This is a genomic window from Yersinia sp. Marseille-Q3913 (assembly GCF_963892745.1).
GTDB classification, from domain to species: Bacteria; Pseudomonadota; Gammaproteobacteria; order Enterobacterales; family Enterobacteriaceae; genus Yersinia; species Yersinia bercovieri.
Window position 1 is genome coordinate 1 of sequence record NZ_CAWQAF010000007.1, and the last position, 15,593, is coordinate 15,593.

The window sequence follows — 15,593 nt, forward strand, 5'->3', positions numbered from 1 at the left end:
TAAAGTGATAACGCTATAATGATTTTAACGTGACACAGAATTCTGAACGCTCTCTGAGGTTGCTCATCTTTAGTCCATAACGGTTTATGGCATTTTCTAGCTAACTCAATTAATACATTCAGTTGTTCCTCCGTCTGTACCATCGCCGGGCCACCTTGTTTACGCAGAATTTTTATAATTGATTCCAGACTCAGAGTCGAATCTAGTTTGATTAACTCCATGGCGACAATTACTACCCCGGTACGCCCAACACCTGCACTACAGTGGATCACTGGCAGCGCCTTACCTGCAGTTTCAATTGCTCTACTGGTGTTTCCGTCCTTAGGGTTGGCATAAACATTAAACATTTTATCGTGTAATTGATGAATATGTTTTGCCAATAAATAGAGCTCGTCAACCGATAGAGAGGTTCTGTCTGGCCAATCAGTTATGCGAATCACGGGAACAGCAATACACTTTTTTTCTTTTTCATATTTATACTTTTCTGATGATTCAGTTATAGACATTTGATAGTATTTTGCATTTGGCAATGATTCAGTTGTAGGTAATTCAATTAGAAATGATTCAGTTGGCACTGGTTCAGTTGGCACTGCTACAATATGTGATTTTGTTATATATATAGAAGTATCTTTAGACTCTTTAAAATAAGGAGGGTAAGGTTTATCTATAAAGAAAGGTTTAAGATCAAATATCTTCTCTTCACCAATGACAACCAAGATTGTCACTCGTAAATCCATAAGCATGTTAATAAATGAAGGAACAGCATTTTCTGTAGGAAACTGGCAACGTATACTCCCTTTACTGGTTCCTAGATTGATATGGTTAGCGGGTAAATGCGTGCCATCTGGCGCAGTAATCGCTGTTTCTTCGAGGGTGGCTATACCTATATATCTTTTATGATTATCATCAATTTTTGATTCTGTATAACCTTTTTCTTCGTGTCGGATTTTTTCTCTAAGATCTTTTTGATCTTCTTCGAGTATCTTCATAAATTGGTCAATTTCAGTTAAATGACGAGGGGGTTCTGCTATGGGAAGAGTAAGAGTAAGATGGTTACCGGAGACTGCTCTAGGCATAGGATTTTCCTATCAGTTAGTTAATTGGCGTTTCCTGACACCTCAATATAGAGTGCGCCAATAAGTACGTATTTTATAAATAACCAGCTATTTATATTCTTGGGATATTTAAAAATATCTATTAGGCAGTTAAACCGATGCTTTTCATCTCTATCCCATGCTATCTCAATTGGCAACACGCCCCATTGTTGGTTACCCTAGATAAGCTGTCTGCTCTATCAGTCAGCATTTGGCGGTATTTTTTTGCGTAATCTCTCCCGCAGGGAGCTTTTTGTAGGATGGTTCAAATGGAAGAATTAAACGTAGTCGATGGCATCAATAACGCGAGTACCTGGTTGGTGGATAACCAAGATTTGCTGATTCAATATGCAGTCAATCTTGTCGCGGCACTGTTGATCCTGACTGTCGGTTCGATCATCGCCAAAGTGGTCTCGCGGATGTTGGGTCGGGTCATGAAGTTACGGGGCATCGATGTCACAGTAGCGGATTTTCTGGCAGCAATGGCGCGTTACAGCATTCTGGCCTTCACTATCGTTGCAGTATTGGGCCGCCTTGGTGTGCAGACCGCCTCGGTGATTGCAGTTATCGGTGCCGCCGGCTTGGCCGTGGGTTTAGCGTTACAAGGCTCACTGTCCAACTTTGCAGCCGGTGTGCTGCTGGTGGCTTTCCGTCCGTTTAAAGCGGGTGAGTATGTCGATCTGGGCGGTGTGGCAGGTACTGTGGTACAGGTGCAGATTTTCTCAACTACTCTGCGTACCGTTGATGACAAAATCATTGTAGTACCCAATGGCAAAATCATTGCCAACAACATCATCAATACCAGCCGTGAACCAAACCGCCGTACTGATATGGTTATCGGTGTGGCTTACGATGCTGATATTGATGTGGTGAAGAAAGTGCTGGGTGACATTATTGCTGCTGATAAGCGCATTATGCATGATCAGGGCGTCACGGTTCGCCTCAATGAGATGGCACCCTCTTCACTGAACTTCACCGTACGCGTCTGGACCACCAATGGCGATGCGATGGAGGTGTATTGGGATCTGATGGAGAGCTTCAAGCGCGCACTGGATGCCCATAAAATTGGCATTCCATACCCGCAGATGGATGTGCATTTGCATCAGGTAGCCAAAACGGAATCTAGCCCGTCGGCGTAAATCTCAGATCACGGTAAATCCTGTCAAAACGGGCTATTATTGGCCCGTTTATCCGCTCTTTTTCCCGCCAATGCGCTTCAATTTATTGATTATTAGTTTTACTTATAGTTGATAAGAAATATCAATTTCCTCTGATGATTATCTCCCCGTACTATGCTGCTAATCGCTCTCCTATCTTCTCAATCAGTTCTGAGTATTATTTAAAGGTAACAGTATGTTAGCTGTATTTTTACAAGGTTTCGCCCTCAGTGCCGCCATGATTTTGCCCCTTGGGCCACAAAATGCCTTTGTGATGAATCAGGGTATCAAGCGGCAACATCATTTGATGAGTGCCTCGCTGTGTGCCTTGAGTGACATCATCCTCATCTGTGCGGGCATTTTTGGCGGCAGTGCGCTACTGAGCCGCTCACCACTGCTGTTAGCGCTGGTGACGTGGGGCGGCGTAGCTTTCTTGCTCTGGTATGGTTGGGGGGCGTTAGTCGCCGCGTGGCGGGGTGAGGGCGTATCCTCTTCTGCCACTGCGGGCGCACAGGGTCGCTGGCCGATAGTGGCCACTCTGCTCGCGGTGACCTGGCTTAATCCCCATGTCTATCTCGATACTTTTGTGGTGCTGGGGAGTCTCGGTGGTCAACTGTTACCTGATGTCCGTCCCTGGTTTGCTTTTGGCGCGGTGAGTGCGTCGGTTGCCTGGTTTTTTGCACTGGCGCTGCTGGCGGCATGGCTATCGCCATGGCTTAACCGGCCCACCTCACAGCGGGTGATTAATCTGCTGGTGGGGGGCGTGATGTGGTTTATCGCCTTTCAGTTAGCGCAGCAGGGATTAAATCTGTGAGTTTTATCATTAATCCGAATCCCATGCCTCGAAAGATATGCTACGGTTGATGTGTTGATGGCGTTACCGACGGCAAATTAATCACTCTGCCAATAGGACCCCAGTAAGTGTAATTAACTGCAAATATATTTGTGGCTGATTGAATTGACTGGTTATCTGGTTGGTGTGGACTTACTTACCATGAATAATTTGCCATACATATATTAGGAGGCACCGTGAAGTTGAAGACATTGGCTTTGGCCGCAATGATGGGATTAGGGACGTTACCTTTGGCGCTACCAGTTCAGGCTGCCGAAGTGCCAGAAGGGCCGCATGTTGTCACCTCCGGTACGGCCAGTGTTGATGCGACACCGGATATCGCCACCATCGCCATTGAGGTCAGTGTATCGGCCAAAGATGCGGCCGATGCTAAAAAGCAGGCAGATACCCGCGTCGCGCAATATTTTGATTTCCTACGCAAAAGTGGCATTGATAAGAAAGATATCAATGCAGCTAATATTCACACCCAGCCTGAATACGACTACCAGAAAACCGGTGAAGCAGTATTGAAGGGTTACCGCGCGGTGCGCCAAGTTCAGGTCACCCTGCGCCAGCTTGATAAGTTGAATGAGTTGCTGGATGGGGCGCTGAAATCGGGTCTAAATGAGATCCGTGCCGTGGAGCTAGGGGTCGCAAACCCGGACACTTACCGTGAACAGGCACGTAAAAAAGCCATTGAAAACGCGATTAGCCAGGCTGGTTCTTTAGCGGAAGGATTTAAGGTCAAACTGGGGCCTGTTTACAGTATCCGTTACCATGTGGCTAACTACCAGCCGATGCCGGTAGCCCGCATGTTTAAGAGCGCTGAAGCAGCACCGGCCACGGATGCGGCCCAAACTTACGAACAACAGACCATCCATTTCGATGATCAAGTTGATGTGGTGTTTGAGCTGCAAACGGCGACCCCTGCCGCCAAATAACTCAGTCCTGCCGCAATACCTGACGCCCGTAAGATAGCAGGGCGTCAGTCACTTTCCTCATGGTCCGACTTTCCGGTGCAAAACGGTGCCAGAACAGCATCCGCCGCTGCCGCAGGCCCGGAGTCAAATCAATCAACTCCCCTGATGCCAACTCTTTTTCGATTTGCAGATGCGGGATCATGCAGCAGGTGGTGCCTTGCCTTGCCAACTGCACAAAGGCTTCCGACGAGTTAACGATATGGCAGGGCACACTGCCGGGTGATAAATCAAAATTCTGTTGTAGAAACGCCTGATGCATATCATCCAGATGGTCAAAGGCCACCGCAGGTGCTTTCAGCAATGCCGAGCGGGTCACGCCATTGGGGAAGTAGCGTTCAGCGAAGGGTTTGGACGCCACAAACAGATAGTCCAGCGCACCCAGTTGGTCAACCAAACAGCTCGGTAGTGGCTGTGGCTGGATACTGACCGCCCCCACTACTTCACCACGGCGTAGCCGCTCCTGGGTTCGGGTTTCATCTTCAACCTGCAAATTCAGCCGGATAGGGGAGTCTGCCAGCACCGGTTTCAATGCCGGTAACAGCCAGGTCGCCAGACTGTCGGCGTTGACCGCCAGTGACAGCAACAGCGGCGTGTCTACCCCGTTATCATTGCCGAGCCACTCCTCCTCCAGCAACTCCACTTGATGCAGTAATGCGAGCAGTTTCTGCCCCTGCTCTGTAGGACGAGGGGGCACAGTGCGCACTAACAGCGGCTGACCGAACAGGTTCTCCAACTGCTTAATGCGCTGAGATACCGCCGATTGGGTGATACAAAGTTTTTGTGCAGCGCGTTCAAAACCGCGTTCACGGATCACCGCGTCCAGCGCTTGTAGCGTACGGTAGTCTGGGCGTTTCATCGGAGTCATCTCTCCAAATATTAAGTCGATACCGCACTATGCCACATTTCGTCGCCACATTTTGGTCATTTTGCTTTGGCTGAAGAGTAAAGTGCCCGCCATAAATAAGCCGCTATAACTGTGATCCAGCTAGAATTAACCGCGTCGCAAGTCCGCTTTATTGAGACGTTTTATCCTGTGCATGTTCTATAATAGGTACAGTTTTTTCATATCATAGGCAGTGAACTCACCATGACTCAGGATGAACTTAAAAAAGCAGTAGGCTGGGCAGCATTAGATTACGTCAAACCCGGCACCATCGTCGGCGTTGGCACTGGCTCCACCGCAGCACACTTTATTGATGCTCTCGGCTCCATCAAAGATCAAATTGAAGGGGCGGTTTCCAGCTCTGACGCCTCTACCGCTAAACTGAAAAGTTACGGCATTCATGTCTTTGATTGCAACGAAGTGGATGTGCTGGATATCTATGTTGATGGCGCTGATGAGATTAACGGCCATATGCAGATGATCAAAGGCGGTGGTGCGGCCCTGACCCGCGAGAAAATCATTGCGGCAATCGCCCGTAAGTTTATCTGCATCGCCGATGCGACCAAACAGGTTGATCTGCTGGGTAAGTTCCCGCTGCCCGTCGAAGTGATCCCGATGGCCCGCTCTTATGTGGCTCGCGAGTTGGTTAAGCTGGGTGGATTGCCTGAATATCGCCAAAATGTGCTGACCGATAACGGCAACGTTATTTTGGATGTGCACAATCTGACCATTTTGGATGCTGTTGCGCTAGAGAATAAAATCAACGGAATTGCCGGTGTGGTGACGGTCGGGTTATTTGCCAACCGTGGTGCTGATGTGGCACTGATTGGCACCGCTGATGGTGTTAAGACGATAGTAAAATAATCGGCTAAATCATTTTCAGGATGAGGTGACACAGCTTCATCCTGATAACTTTTTTGCCTTTAAATATCTTTTCTTAAAAACGTTAAATTTGGTGATATATATCACATTCTGTCATTTCAATTTATTAACCTGCCATTAACCCTCTCGCCGCCAGTTTTTTATTCCATAAATTAACACTTGTGCTGATTGTTATGCTGATAGGTAGGCAATCGTTTGTATTGCTGCCTGCGTAATATTTGTTATGTTGACAGGGTGCTGACCGGATTCATTCGATAGCGGCAGCCACATCTGAAGTCTGAAAATAGGGTCGGGGACATGGCAAAAGTATCACTGGAGAAAGACAGAATTAAGTTTCTGTTAGTGGAAGGGGTGCACCAGAGCACAGTTGATAATCTGCGTGCAGCCGGATATAGCAATATTGAATACCATAAAGGTGCCTTAGACACCGAATCACTGAAAGAATCTATTCGTGATGCCCACTTCATCGGAATTCGATCGCGCACTCATCTGTCCGAAGAGGTTTTTGCCGCAGCAGAAAAATTGGTTGCGGTTGGTTGTTTCTGTATCGGTACCAATCAGGTTGATTTAAAGGCGGCCACCACGCGCGGCGTGCCGGTATTCAATGCACCTTTCTCCAATACTCGTTCGGTGGCCGAAATGGTGCTGGGTGAGTTACTGCTGATGTTCCGAGGGATTCCGTCGGCGAATGCCAAAGCCCATCGTGGTGAGTGGAATAAGCTGGCGGTCGGCTCCTATGAAGCCCGCGGTAAGAAACTGGGCATCATCGGTTATGGTCATATCGGCACACAGCTGGGTATTTTGGCTGAAAGTGTCGGCATGAAAGTTTTCTTCTACGATATCGAAAATAAGCTGTCGTTGGGGAATGCACAGCAGGTTCGCCATCTGTCTGATTTGCTGAATATGAGTGATGTGATTAGCCTGCATGTGCCGGAAAACCACTCCACCAAAAACATGATTGGCCCTGAGCAGTTGGCCCTAATGAAGCCGGGCGCGATGCTGATTAACGCCTCACGCGGTACTGTGGTTGATATCCCGGCCTTGTGTGAGGTTTTAGCGAGCAATCATCTGGCAGGTGCGGCAATCGACGTCTTTCCTGAAGAGCCAGCAACCAATAAAGAGCCGTTCAATTCACCATTGTGCGAGTTTGATAATGTGTTATTGACTCCGCATATCGGTGGTTCAACTCAGGAAGCGCAGGAAAATATCGGTGATGAAGTGGCCGGTAAACTGGCGAAGTATTCTGACAACGGCTCCACACTGTCTGCGGTCAACTTCCCGGAAGTTTCTCTGCCAGCCCATGGTGATAATACCCGCCGTCTGCTGCATATCCATGAGAACCGCCCAGGCATTCTGACCAGCATTAACAGAATCTTTGCTGAGCAGAACGTCAACATCGCCGCGCAGTATTTGCAAACCAGCGCTGAAATCGGTTACGTCGTGATCGACGTTGAAACTGATGATGAGGAAAATGCAGAAAGAGCGTTGCAAGCGATGAAGGCTATCCCAGGGACTATCCGCGCACGTTTGTTGTATTAATATACTTTTCGTCCTTGACGTTGCAGTGTGGTTAGCGGCTCTCGCTCACCCGAATCACTTACTTGAGTAAGCTCATCGGGACTCGTTCGTTTGCTGCCTGGCTGTATCGCCAATGACTTTGAGTATAGATAAATGTTGTACTGATATGACTAAACACCCGCTATGTATAAGATATCGGGTGTTTTTTTATCTTGAACACCCTAGCTCACCAGCGCCAGACCTTTTCGGCTGTCACAATCTCTGGTAACGGCACATCCCAATATTCACTCGGTAAATGCTCGACTCGTTGGCAATCATGGGCCAGTCCAATAGGGTAGGGGCCAGCTTGCTGCCAGTGTTGCAGTGTACGATCATAAAAACCGCCACCCATACCTAAGCGCTGCCCATGGCTATCAAAGGCCACCAGAGGGGTGATGACCACATCCAGTTGATTGAGTGGCAGAACTTCACGCACATCAAGCTGTGGTTCCAGGATTTTAAGGCGATTACGGATGAGCTGGCTATCGGGGCGATAGCGGAGAAACAATAAATTGCCGGCGCTGAAAGGGTGGAGAACAGGTAGGTAAACCTGTTTTTGCTGCTGCCACAACATCTCAATGATAGGGCCGGTATCCAGCTCACCATCAAAGGAGAGAAATACCGCCACGGTGCTGGCCTGTTGAATTTTATCATGGGCAGCGAGATGACTGGCGACCAAATCAGCAGCGTGTTGCTGTTGTTCCGGTGTTAGCAGACGTCGACGCGCACGAATTTCTTTGCGAATGTTTTGCCGCTCAAGGGCGTGTTGTGGATTCAAAGCATGTTGCGGGTTTAGAAGCATGTAGTTGACTTAAAGACATATAGTTGACTTAAAGACATGTGATTTGCTTAAAGATAGGTAACTTAAAGATGTGATGAATAGCTTATGTCAAAACGAACCTGATAACTCAAAATATAAGTTACCCGCTAAGAAAGGGATCTCCGAGATGCCGCCGCAGGCTGTAACCCTTGAACCCATGGTTCAAGGTGAACGCAGCGTCGCAACCTTAAGGCTTCTCGGCGGACCGAGCATGCGCACCGGTTACGGAGGCACTACATTCTGTTGGTATTAAATATCGGCTCAGGGGACTGGCCCGCTGGCAAACACCTCAGAGAAATTCTTTACTCCCTATTGAATCTATCATTCAACAGAGAATTATTCAAACTGTGCATCCTGACGTTCAGAGATGCGACCTTGTTCAAGCAACGCCTGTTCAATGGTCTGTTGTAACATCCGAATACGTTGTTCCATATTGGATGCATAGTCACGGGTTTTCAACCTTTCCTGAGCTAATTCGTGACAGACGTTCAATGCCGCGATAAAAACTAACTGCTCAGTATTTGTGACTCTAGTGCGAACTTTAAGATCTTGCAACCGTTGGTTAAGATCCTCTGCAGCCATATTCAACGCATCTTGTTGTTCTGGCGGACAGTTAACCCTTAACGAGCGACCAAAAACTTGAATATCTACCGGTTGTGCAGACATGCCACCTTCCTGACTAATTTTCGCGCCAGCCTTGAAAACCAGAGGCAAATTGCTCGTAGCTGCAAAGCGGGCGTCACTATATATACCTGTTTACCAAGATACAACCCCTACCCGTCATCTTTCAAGTTGCTGGTGTGTTGGCTGCTCTCACTCACCCGAATCACTTATTGGTGTAAGTTCAGCGGGATTCCTTCGTTTGCCGCCTTCCTGCATCTTGAAAGCTATAGGGTAATATGGCTATGCGTTTTCTGGTATAGGGACTGAGCTTGATGGTAGCATAACATGAACTTATCCAGCCAACGATGACCAATACGCATGTCTATAGAGAATACACTACCCACTTATCAATCCGTTGCCCTGGCATTGAGCCAGCAAGCAGTGGCATTAACCCCTGCTGAAATGCATGGCCTGATCAGCGGCATGCTCTGTGGTGGCAGTAAAGACGAGGGCTGGCGCGTGCTGGTGCATGATCTGACCAACGACGGCGTTGCCTTCCCACAAACGCTAGGTTTGCAGTTACAGCAGTTACATCAAGCAACACAAGATGCGCTGGAAAATGAAGGTTTTATGTTTCAGTTGCTGATCCCCGAAGGCGATGAAATTACGGTATTTGAGCGCGCTGATGCATTATCCGGTTGGGTGAACCATTTCCTGTTAGGGCTTGGGATGCTGCAGCCTAAATTGGCGCAGGTGAAAGGAGAAGTGGGTGAAGCCATCGACGATCTGCGTAATATCGCTCAGTTAGGCTATGACGAAGATGAAGATCAGGAAGAGCTAGCCCAATCCCTGGAAGAGGTCATTGAGTATGTGCGTGTGGCCTCTATTTTGTGCCATATCGAATTTACGCAAGAAAAACCTACTGCGCCAGAGATGCGCAAGCCGACGCTACATTAAGCGAACCAACCCGTGTGTGCGTTGGATGATGAAAATCGGATATTTCAGGAGGGTGTAATGACTCAGCAAGAGTACCAGAACCGCCGTCAGGCGCTATTGGCGAAGATGGCTCCGGGTAGTGCGGCAATTATTTTTGCGGCGCCAGAAGCCACACGCAGCGCGGATTCTGAATATCCTTATCGGCAGAACAGCGATTTTAGCTACCTGACTGGCTTCAATGAGCCACAAGCGGTACTGATTCTGGTGAAAAGCGATGAGACTCATAACCACAGCGTGCTGTTTAACCGGCTGCGGGATTTAACCGCTGAAATCTGGTTTGGTCGCCGTTTAGGGCAAGAGGCGGCTCCCGCGAAGTTAGGGGTTGATCGGGCGCTACCTTTCGATGAGATCGATGAACAACTCTATCTACTGCTCAATCGGCTTGATGTGGTTTACCACGCGCAGGGCCAATACGCCTATGCAGATAAAATTGTCTTTGCCGCACTGGAAAGATTACGTAACGGTTTTCGTAAAAACCTGCGCGCGCCCGCGACCTTAACTGACTGGCGGCCATGGCTGCATGAAATGCGCCTGTTTAAGTCAGAAGAGGAGATTGCCGTGATGCGCCGCGCTGGTGAAATCAGTGCGCTAGCCCATACCCGTGCAATGGAAAAATGCCAGCCCGGTATGTTTGAGTACCAGTTGGAAGGGGAGATCCTGCATGAATTTACCCGCCACGGTGCGCGCCATCCAGCTTATAACACCATCGTCGGCAGCGGTGAGAACGGCTGCATCCTGCATTACACCGAAAATGAGTGTGAACTGCGGGATGGCGAACTGGTGCTTATCGATGCGGGCTGCGAATATCAGGGCTACGCTGGTGATATCACCCGCACCTTCCCGGTGAATGGCAAATTCACGCCAGCACAGCGGGAGATTTATGACATCGTGCTCGCCTCCATTAATAAATCACTGGAACTGTTCCGCCCCGGCACCAGCATCCGCGAAGTGACGGAGCAGGTGGTGCGGATCATGATTAGCGGCCTGGTCGATTTGGGCATTTTGCAAGGTGATGTCGAACAACTCATCGCGGAGCAGGCTCATAAGCCATTCTTTATGCACGGGTTGAGCCACTGGCTGGGGCTGGATGTCCATGATGTCGGCGATTATATCAATAGCGATCGTGGCCGCACTCTTGAGCCAGGTATGGCGCTGACTATCGAACCGGGCCTCTACATCGCGCCGGATGCTGATGTTCCCGCGCAATATCGCGGCATTGGTATCCGTATTGAGGATGACATCGTGATCACCGCTGACGGCAATGAGAACCTGACCGCCAGTGTGGTAAAAGATCCCGATGCCATTGAAGCATTAATGGCGGCGGCGAGATAACTGATGAGCGTGATCATTGTGGGTGGCGGCATGGCCGGTGCGACACTGGCACTGGCTATCTCATCCCTGACGCAAGGAAAAGTGCCGGTCGCGTTAGTGGAAGCGCAGCAGCCGGATAGTCGGGCGCATCCGGGGTTTGATGCCAGAGCCATTGCGCTGGCGCAGGGCACATGCCAACAGCTGGATCGTATCGGTATCTGGTCGGCTCTGGCCGATTGCGCCACCGCCATTGATCATGTCCACGTCAGCGACAGCGGCCACTCCGGCTGCGTGAATTTACGAGCGCACGACTATCGCGTGCCGGCGCTAGGTAATGTCATTGAGTTGTTTGATGCCGGTAAACGGCTGTTCGCCTTGCTGCAGAAAGCGCCGGGTGTGACGCTATATTGTCCGGCGAAAGTGGTGGATGTGGTGCGCACTGCTGGATCTGCCAGTGTGACGCTGGATAACGGCCAGCAACTGAGCGCCAAATTACTGGTCGCAGCAGATGGATCGCATTCGACACTGGCCCGCGCCTGTAATATTCAGTGGCAGCAGCAGGATTACCAGCAGATTGCGGTGATTGCCAACGTCACCACATCCGAACTGCCCGAGGGCCGTGCTTTTGAGCGCTTTACCCGCCATGGGCCATTGGCGTTGCTGCCGATGTCACAGGGGCGCAGCTCACTGGTCTGGTGCCATGCGAAACAAAATCAACAGCAAGTCGATAGCTGGGACGACACCCGTTTTCTGGCTGAGTTACAGCGTGCTTTCGGCTGGCGGTTGGGAAAAATGCGCCATGTAGGGCAGCGCCACAGCTACCCACTACAGCTGCTCACCGCCTCGCGACATGTCAGCCACCGTCTGGCATTAGTCGGCAATGCGGCGCAAACACTGCATCCGATTGCCGGGCAAGGCTTCAATCTGGGGCTGCGCGATGTGATGTCGCTCGCCGAAACCATTGCGCAGGCTACCTCGTTGGGGCGCGATCCCGGTGATTACGAAGTACTTGCCCAATACCAACAGCGGCGGCGACAGGATCAGCAGGCCACCATTGGTGTCACCGATGGCTTGATTCGCCTGTTTGCCAATCGCTATGGGCCGCTGGTGGTGGGACGCAATCTGGCATTGATGTCGATGGAGTACCTGCCGGCGGTTCGTGATGCATTTGCCCGGCGGACATTGGGCTGGGTTGAGCGCTAAATTGCCGCCTCCGGCATCGAGAGATCTCTAGGGTAAGTTAAGTTCATATTTTCATGGGGAAATGTTTGGGCATGCAATCATATGACGTAGTAATCGCCGGTGGCGGAATGGTCGGTCTGGCATTGGCCTGCGGCTTACAGGGCAGCGGTCTGCGCATTGCCATTCTCGAGCAACAATCCGTGCCGGAGCCACTACCCGCGCCCTTGACCGGTGAGTTGGCGTTACGCGTCTCGGCGATCAATGCTGCTAGTGAGCGCTTGCTGCAAAAAATTGGCGTGTGGGACAACATTCAAGCACTGCGTGCCAGCCCTTACAGTGGCATGGAAGTCTGGGATCAAGACAGTTTCGGCAAAATTACTTTCCATGCGGATGAGTACGGTTTTAGCCATCTTGGGCATATCATCGAAAACCGCGTGATTCAGCAGGCGTTGTGGCAGCGTGCCAGCCAACTGGCGGAAGTCACGCTGTTAGCACCCGCCAGCCTCAAACAGGTGGCTTGGGGGGAGAGCGAAGCTTTTATCACCCTGGCGGATGATCGTATGCTCAGCGCCAAACTGGTTGTCGGCGCAGATGGCGCTCACTCCTGGTTGCGCCAACATGCTGATATTCCACTGACTTTCTGGGATTACGCTCACCATGCACTGGTGGCGACCATCCGCACTGAAGAGCCTCATCAGGCCACCGCTCGTCAGGTATTTCATGGCGACGGCATTCTAGCCTTCCTGCCATTCAGTGACCCACATCTCAGCTCAATTGTCTGGTCACTTCCCCCTGAACGTGCCGCCGAATTAGCCGCATTGCCTGCCGAGGAGTTCAACCGAGCGCTGGGCATGGCATTTGATATGCGCTTAGGGCAGTGCCAATTGGCGAGTGAGCGTCAGACCTTCCCGCTGGTGGGGCGCTACGCCCGTAGCTTTGCGGCACATCGGCTGGCGTTGGTCGGCGATGCTGCCCATACGGTGCACCCGCTGGCTGGGCAGGGGGTTAATCTGGGCTTTATGGATGCCGCCGAGCTGGTTTCAGAACTCCGGCGCTTGCAGCGTCAGGGCAAAGATATCGGTCAACATCTCTACCTGCGCCGTTATGAACGCCGCCGTAAGCACAGTGCTGCGGTGATGCTCGCCAGTATGCAGGGCTTCCGCTCCCTGTTTGCGGGGAGCAATCCGGTGAAAAAGCTGCTGCGAGATCTTGGGCTAACACTGGCGGATAATTTGCCGGGGGTTAAACCGCAGTTAGTGCGGCAGGCGATGGGGTTAAATGATTTGCCCGCTTGGCTAGAATAGTTTTGTGGGAAATTCCCTCTTCAGTTGAAATAATCTAATTTCAGCCTGTTTTCGCATTAGTTTTTTTTATGCTCAGTCAAAACCTAAAAAGATGAATCTGGCAGGGTTTTGATTGTTTGGTTATATAACATCGTTACTTTCACTGCTTAATTGTTAATTATGTGCCTATGTGCGCAGTTTTGCAGTGGAAAACTCTGCATAATAGCCCTGCACTTTATACCTTCACTGCCTGTCATTGCTTATTTTAGCTTATGGTTACCCGATAGATTCGGTGATAACGTTGGGTAAAAGGTATCGTTTGCGTAGCGGTGCTCATACCCGTTTTTACTGGGGGTTTGGAGCCGATACTAAACACTCATTACATGAAACAGTTTGAGGGAAAAGATGGCTAAGCAGACCCCGCTGTATGACCAACACGTGGCGTGCGGTGCGCGCATGGTAGATTTTCATGGCTGGATGATGCCACTGCATTATGGCTCGCAAATCGACGAGCACCAAATCGTGCGCCAGGATGCCGGTATGTTTGATGTTTCTCACATGACGATAGTCGACCTGCACGGCGCGCGTACCCGTGAATTCCTCCGCTACCTGTTAGCCAATGATGTTGCCAAACTGACCCAACCGGGTAAAGCCCTTTACACCGGGATGCTGAATGCGTCCGGCGGTGTCATTGACGATTTGATTGTCTACTTCCTCCGCGAAGACTATTTCCGCCTGGTGGTTAACTCCGCCACTCGTGACAAAGATCTGGCCTGGATCACTCAGCATGCTGAGCCGTATCAGGTTGAGATTACTGTGCGCGACGATCTGGCGCTGGTGGCCGTACAAGGCCCTACAGCGCAACAGCGAGTAGCCACTTTACTGACCACTGAGCAGCAACAAGCCGTTGCAGGAATGAAACCATTCTTTGGTATTCAGGCGGGTGATTTGTTTGTCGCCACCACTGGCTATACTGGCGAGGCGGGCTATGAAATCGCGCTGCCAAAAGAGCAGGTGGTTGAGTTTTGGCAACAACTGCTCGCCGCTGGCGTGAAACCTGCGGGCCTGGGTGCACGTGACACTCTGCGGCTGGAAGCGGGTATGAATCTCTATGGCCAAGAGATGGATGAATCTGTCTCCCCATTAGCCGCCAATATGGGCTGGACGGTGGCCTGGTTGCCGGAAGATCGCCAGTTTATTGGCCGTGAAGCACTGGAGCAGCAGCGTGCTAATGGAACTGAGCAACTGGTCGGCTTGATCATGACCGAAAAAGGCGTATTACGTAATGAGCTGCCGGTGCATTTTACTGATGCCTCGGGTCAGGCGCAGGTGGGAGTTATCACCAGCGGCTCCTTCTCGCCAACACTGGGTTTCAGTATTGCGCTGGCCCGTGTGCCTGCCGGTATCGGCGAGAGTGCCGTAGTGCAGATTCGTAATCGTGAAATGCCAGTGCGCGTCACAAAACCGGGTTTCGTGCGGGCCGGTAAGCCGGTCGTGCAGTAAGTCTATTTGTCATCATTCCAGCTTATACGAGCCTAAATATTGGCTCTATAGCCAAATTAATTGGAGTTGCAGCAATGAGCAATGTACCAGCAGAGTTAAAATATGCCTCTTCCCATGAGTGGGTTCGTGCCGATGGTGATGGCGTCTATAGTGTCGGGATCACTGAACACGCGCAGGAGTTACTGGGCGACATGGTGTTTGTTGATTTGCCAGAAGTGGGCAGTGATGTTTCAGCGGGCAGCGACTGTGCTGTTGCTGAGTCAGTTAAAGCGGCATCCGATATCTACGCGCCAATTAGCGGTGAGATAGTCGCGGTCAATACCGAACTGGAAAGCTCACCAGAGCTGGTGAACAGCGCGCCTTATACTGATGGCTGGCTGTTTAGCATTAAAGCGTCAGATGAGAGCGAACTGGAAAATTTGCTTGATGCTGATGCCTATCTGGCGGCTATCGACGAGTAAGGGCTATTTTATTTGCCATTTTGAACCTGGGCAGTGCTCGAAATCCTCA

At 50.5% G+C, this 15,593-nt stretch carries 15 protein-coding genes and 1 other RNA gene; 11 read left to right on the plus strand and 5 right to left on the minus strand.

Annotated elements, in window-relative coordinates:
- The coding region (locus AACW11_RS03425; protein ID WP_212585963.1) for a protein-tyrosine phosphatase family protein at positions 1 to 1,076 on the minus strand (1,076 nt) is incomplete at its 3' end.
- A gap of 287 nt (positions 1,077 to 1,363) precedes the next feature.
- On the opposite strand from AACW11_RS03425, the gene mscS reads away from it, so the two are divergent.
- The 3 genes from mscS (at position 1,364) to AACW11_RS03440 (ending at position 4,024) form a co-directional block, all read left to right on the plus strand.
- Entirely contained in the window at positions 1,364 to 2,233 is an 870-nt protein-coding gene (mscS, locus tag AACW11_RS03430; protein ID WP_212585964.1) for a small-conductance mechanosensitive channel MscS, read from the plus strand.
- A 214-nt stretch (positions 2,234 to 2,447) separates the two neighbouring features.
- Positions 2,448 to 3,065 (plus strand): arginine exporter ArgO, encoded by a 618-nt coding sequence (argO, locus tag AACW11_RS03435; protein WP_212585965.1) that lies wholly within the window; start codon positions 2,448 to 2,450, stop codon positions 3,063 to 3,065.
- Positions 3,066 to 3,280: 215 nt separating this feature from the next.
- The gene (locus tag AACW11_RS03440; protein WP_212585966.1) at positions 3,281 to 4,024 is read left to right on the plus strand and encodes an oxidative stress defense protein; all 744 of its coding nucleotides are present in this window, start codon (positions 3,281 to 3,283) and stop codon (positions 4,022 to 4,024) included.
- Between the two features lies 1 nt (position 4,025).
- On the opposite strand, the gene AACW11_RS03445 is transcribed toward AACW11_RS03440, so the two are convergent.
- On the minus strand, positions 4,026 to 4,919 hold the full coding sequence (locus AACW11_RS03445; protein WP_005277835.1) for a LysR family transcriptional regulator ArgP: 894 nt from the start codon (positions 4,917 to 4,919) through the stop codon (positions 4,026 to 4,028).
- A gap of 231 nt (positions 4,920 to 5,150) precedes the next feature.
- On the opposite strand from AACW11_RS03445, the gene rpiA reads away from it, so the two are divergent.
- Together rpiA and serA are read left to right on the plus strand one after the other, a co-directional pair.
- On the plus strand, positions 5,151 to 5,810 hold the full coding sequence (gene rpiA, locus AACW11_RS03450; protein WP_212585967.1) for a ribose-5-phosphate isomerase RpiA: 660 nt from the start codon (positions 5,151 to 5,153) through the stop codon (positions 5,808 to 5,810).
- Positions 5,811 to 6,125: 315 nt separating this feature from the next.
- Positions 6,126 to 7,367, plus strand: coding sequence for a phosphoglycerate dehydrogenase (serA, locus tag AACW11_RS03455; protein ID WP_212585968.1), 1,242 nt, complete (start codon positions 6,126 to 6,128; stop codon positions 7,365 to 7,367).
- A gap of 205 nt (positions 7,368 to 7,572) precedes the next feature.
- Here the strand turns inward: serA and AACW11_RS03460 are convergent, their stop codons facing one another.
- The 3 genes from AACW11_RS03460 to zapA all read right to left on the minus strand — a co-directional run bounded on the left by AACW11_RS03460 (position 7,573) and on the right by zapA (position 8,871).
- Positions 7,573 to 8,187 (minus strand): 5-formyltetrahydrofolate cyclo-ligase, encoded by a 615-nt coding sequence (locus AACW11_RS03460; RefSeq protein ID WP_212585969.1) that lies wholly within the window; start codon positions 8,185 to 8,187, stop codon positions 7,573 to 7,575.
- Between the two features lie 133 nt (positions 8,188 to 8,320).
- A non-coding RNA gene (gene ssrS / locus AACW11_RS03465) (6S RNA) lies at positions 8,321 to 8,504 on the minus strand.
- 37 nt (positions 8,505 to 8,541) lie between these two features.
- On the minus strand, positions 8,542 to 8,871 hold the full coding sequence (gene zapA / locus AACW11_RS03470) for a cell division protein ZapA (protein ID WP_004715962.1): 330 nt from the start codon (positions 8,869 to 8,871) through the stop codon (positions 8,542 to 8,544).
- A gap of 315 nt (positions 8,872 to 9,186) precedes the next feature.
- Here zapA and AACW11_RS03475 point away from each other — a divergent pair, with 315 nt between their 5' ends.
- The 6 genes from AACW11_RS03475 to gcvH all read left to right on the plus strand — a co-directional run bounded on the left by AACW11_RS03475 (position 9,187) and on the right by gcvH (position 15,544).
- Complete coding sequence (locus AACW11_RS03475) at positions 9,187 to 9,765, plus strand: YecA/YgfB family protein (protein WP_212585970.1); 579 nt, start codon at positions 9,187 to 9,189, stop codon at positions 9,763 to 9,765.
- 57 nt (positions 9,766 to 9,822) lie between these two features.
- Complete coding sequence (gene pepP, locus AACW11_RS03480; protein WP_212585971.1) at positions 9,823 to 11,136, plus strand: Xaa-Pro aminopeptidase; 1,314 nt, start codon at positions 9,823 to 9,825, stop codon at positions 11,134 to 11,136.
- Between the two features lie 3 nt (positions 11,137 to 11,139).
- Positions 11,140 to 12,318 (plus strand): 2-octaprenyl-6-methoxyphenyl hydroxylase, encoded by a 1,179-nt coding sequence (gene ubiH / locus AACW11_RS03485; RefSeq protein WP_212585972.1) that lies wholly within the window; start codon positions 11,140 to 11,142, stop codon positions 12,316 to 12,318.
- Positions 12,319 to 12,389: 71 nt separating this feature from the next.
- Positions 12,390 to 13,601, plus strand: coding sequence for an FAD-dependent 2-octaprenylphenol hydroxylase (ubiI, locus tag AACW11_RS03490; RefSeq protein WP_212585973.1), 1,212 nt, complete (start codon positions 12,390 to 12,392; stop codon positions 13,599 to 13,601).
- Positions 13,602 to 13,985: 384 nt separating this feature from the next.
- Positions 13,986 to 15,083, plus strand: a complete 1,098-nt coding sequence (gene gcvT, locus AACW11_RS03495) for a glycine cleavage system aminomethyltransferase GcvT (protein WP_212585974.1) — start codon at positions 13,986 to 13,988, stop codon at positions 15,081 to 15,083.
- Positions 15,084 to 15,157: 74 nt separating this feature from the next.
- Positions 15,158 to 15,544, plus strand: a complete 387-nt coding sequence (gene gcvH / locus AACW11_RS03500; RefSeq protein ID WP_005279332.1) for a glycine cleavage system protein GcvH — start codon at positions 15,158 to 15,160, stop codon at positions 15,542 to 15,544.
- Positions 15,545 to 15,593 lie beyond the last annotated feature (49 nt).

Coding starts and splice junctions, on each gene's coding strand:
- argO (WP_212585965.1), top strand. CDS start 2,448: ATGTTAGCTGTATTTTTACAAGGTTTCGCCCTCAGTGCCGCCATGATT.
- ubiI (WP_212585973.1), top strand. CDS start 12,390: ATGCAATCATATGACGTAGTAATCGCCGGTGGCGGAATGGTCGGTCTG.
- AACW11_RS03460 (WP_212585969.1), bottom strand. CDS start 8,187: ATGCTTCTAAACCCGCAACATGCTTTGAATCCACAACACGCCCTTGAG.
- rpiA (WP_212585967.1), top strand. CDS start 5,151: ATGACTCAGGATGAACTTAAAAAAGCAGTAGGCTGGGCAGCATTAGAT.
- gcvH (WP_005279332.1), top strand. CDS start 15,158: ATGAGCAATGTACCAGCAGAGTTAAAATATGCCTCTTCCCATGAGTGG.
- zapA (WP_004715962.1), bottom strand. CDS start 8,871: ATGTCTGCACAACCGGTAGATATTCAAGTTTTTGGTCGCTCGTTAAGG.
- AACW11_RS03475 (WP_212585970.1), top strand. CDS start 9,187: ATGTCTATAGAGAATACACTACCCACTTATCAATCCGTTGCCCTGGCA.
- serA (WP_212585968.1), top strand. CDS start 6,126: ATGGCAAAAGTATCACTGGAGAAAGACAGAATTAAGTTTCTGTTAGTG.
- pepP (WP_212585971.1), top strand. CDS start 9,823: ATGACTCAGCAAGAGTACCAGAACCGCCGTCAGGCGCTATTGGCGAAG.
- AACW11_RS03445 (WP_005277835.1), bottom strand. CDS start 4,919: ATGAAACGCCCAGACTACCGTACGCTACAAGCGCTGGACGCGGTGATC.
- gcvT (WP_212585974.1), top strand. CDS start 13,986: ATGGCTAAGCAGACCCCGCTGTATGACCAACACGTGGCGTGCGGTGCG.
- ubiH (WP_212585972.1), top strand. CDS start 11,140: ATGAGCGTGATCATTGTGGGTGGCGGCATGGCCGGTGCGACACTGGCA.
- mscS (WP_212585964.1), top strand. CDS start 1,364: ATGGAAGAATTAAACGTAGTCGATGGCATCAATAACGCGAGTACCTGG.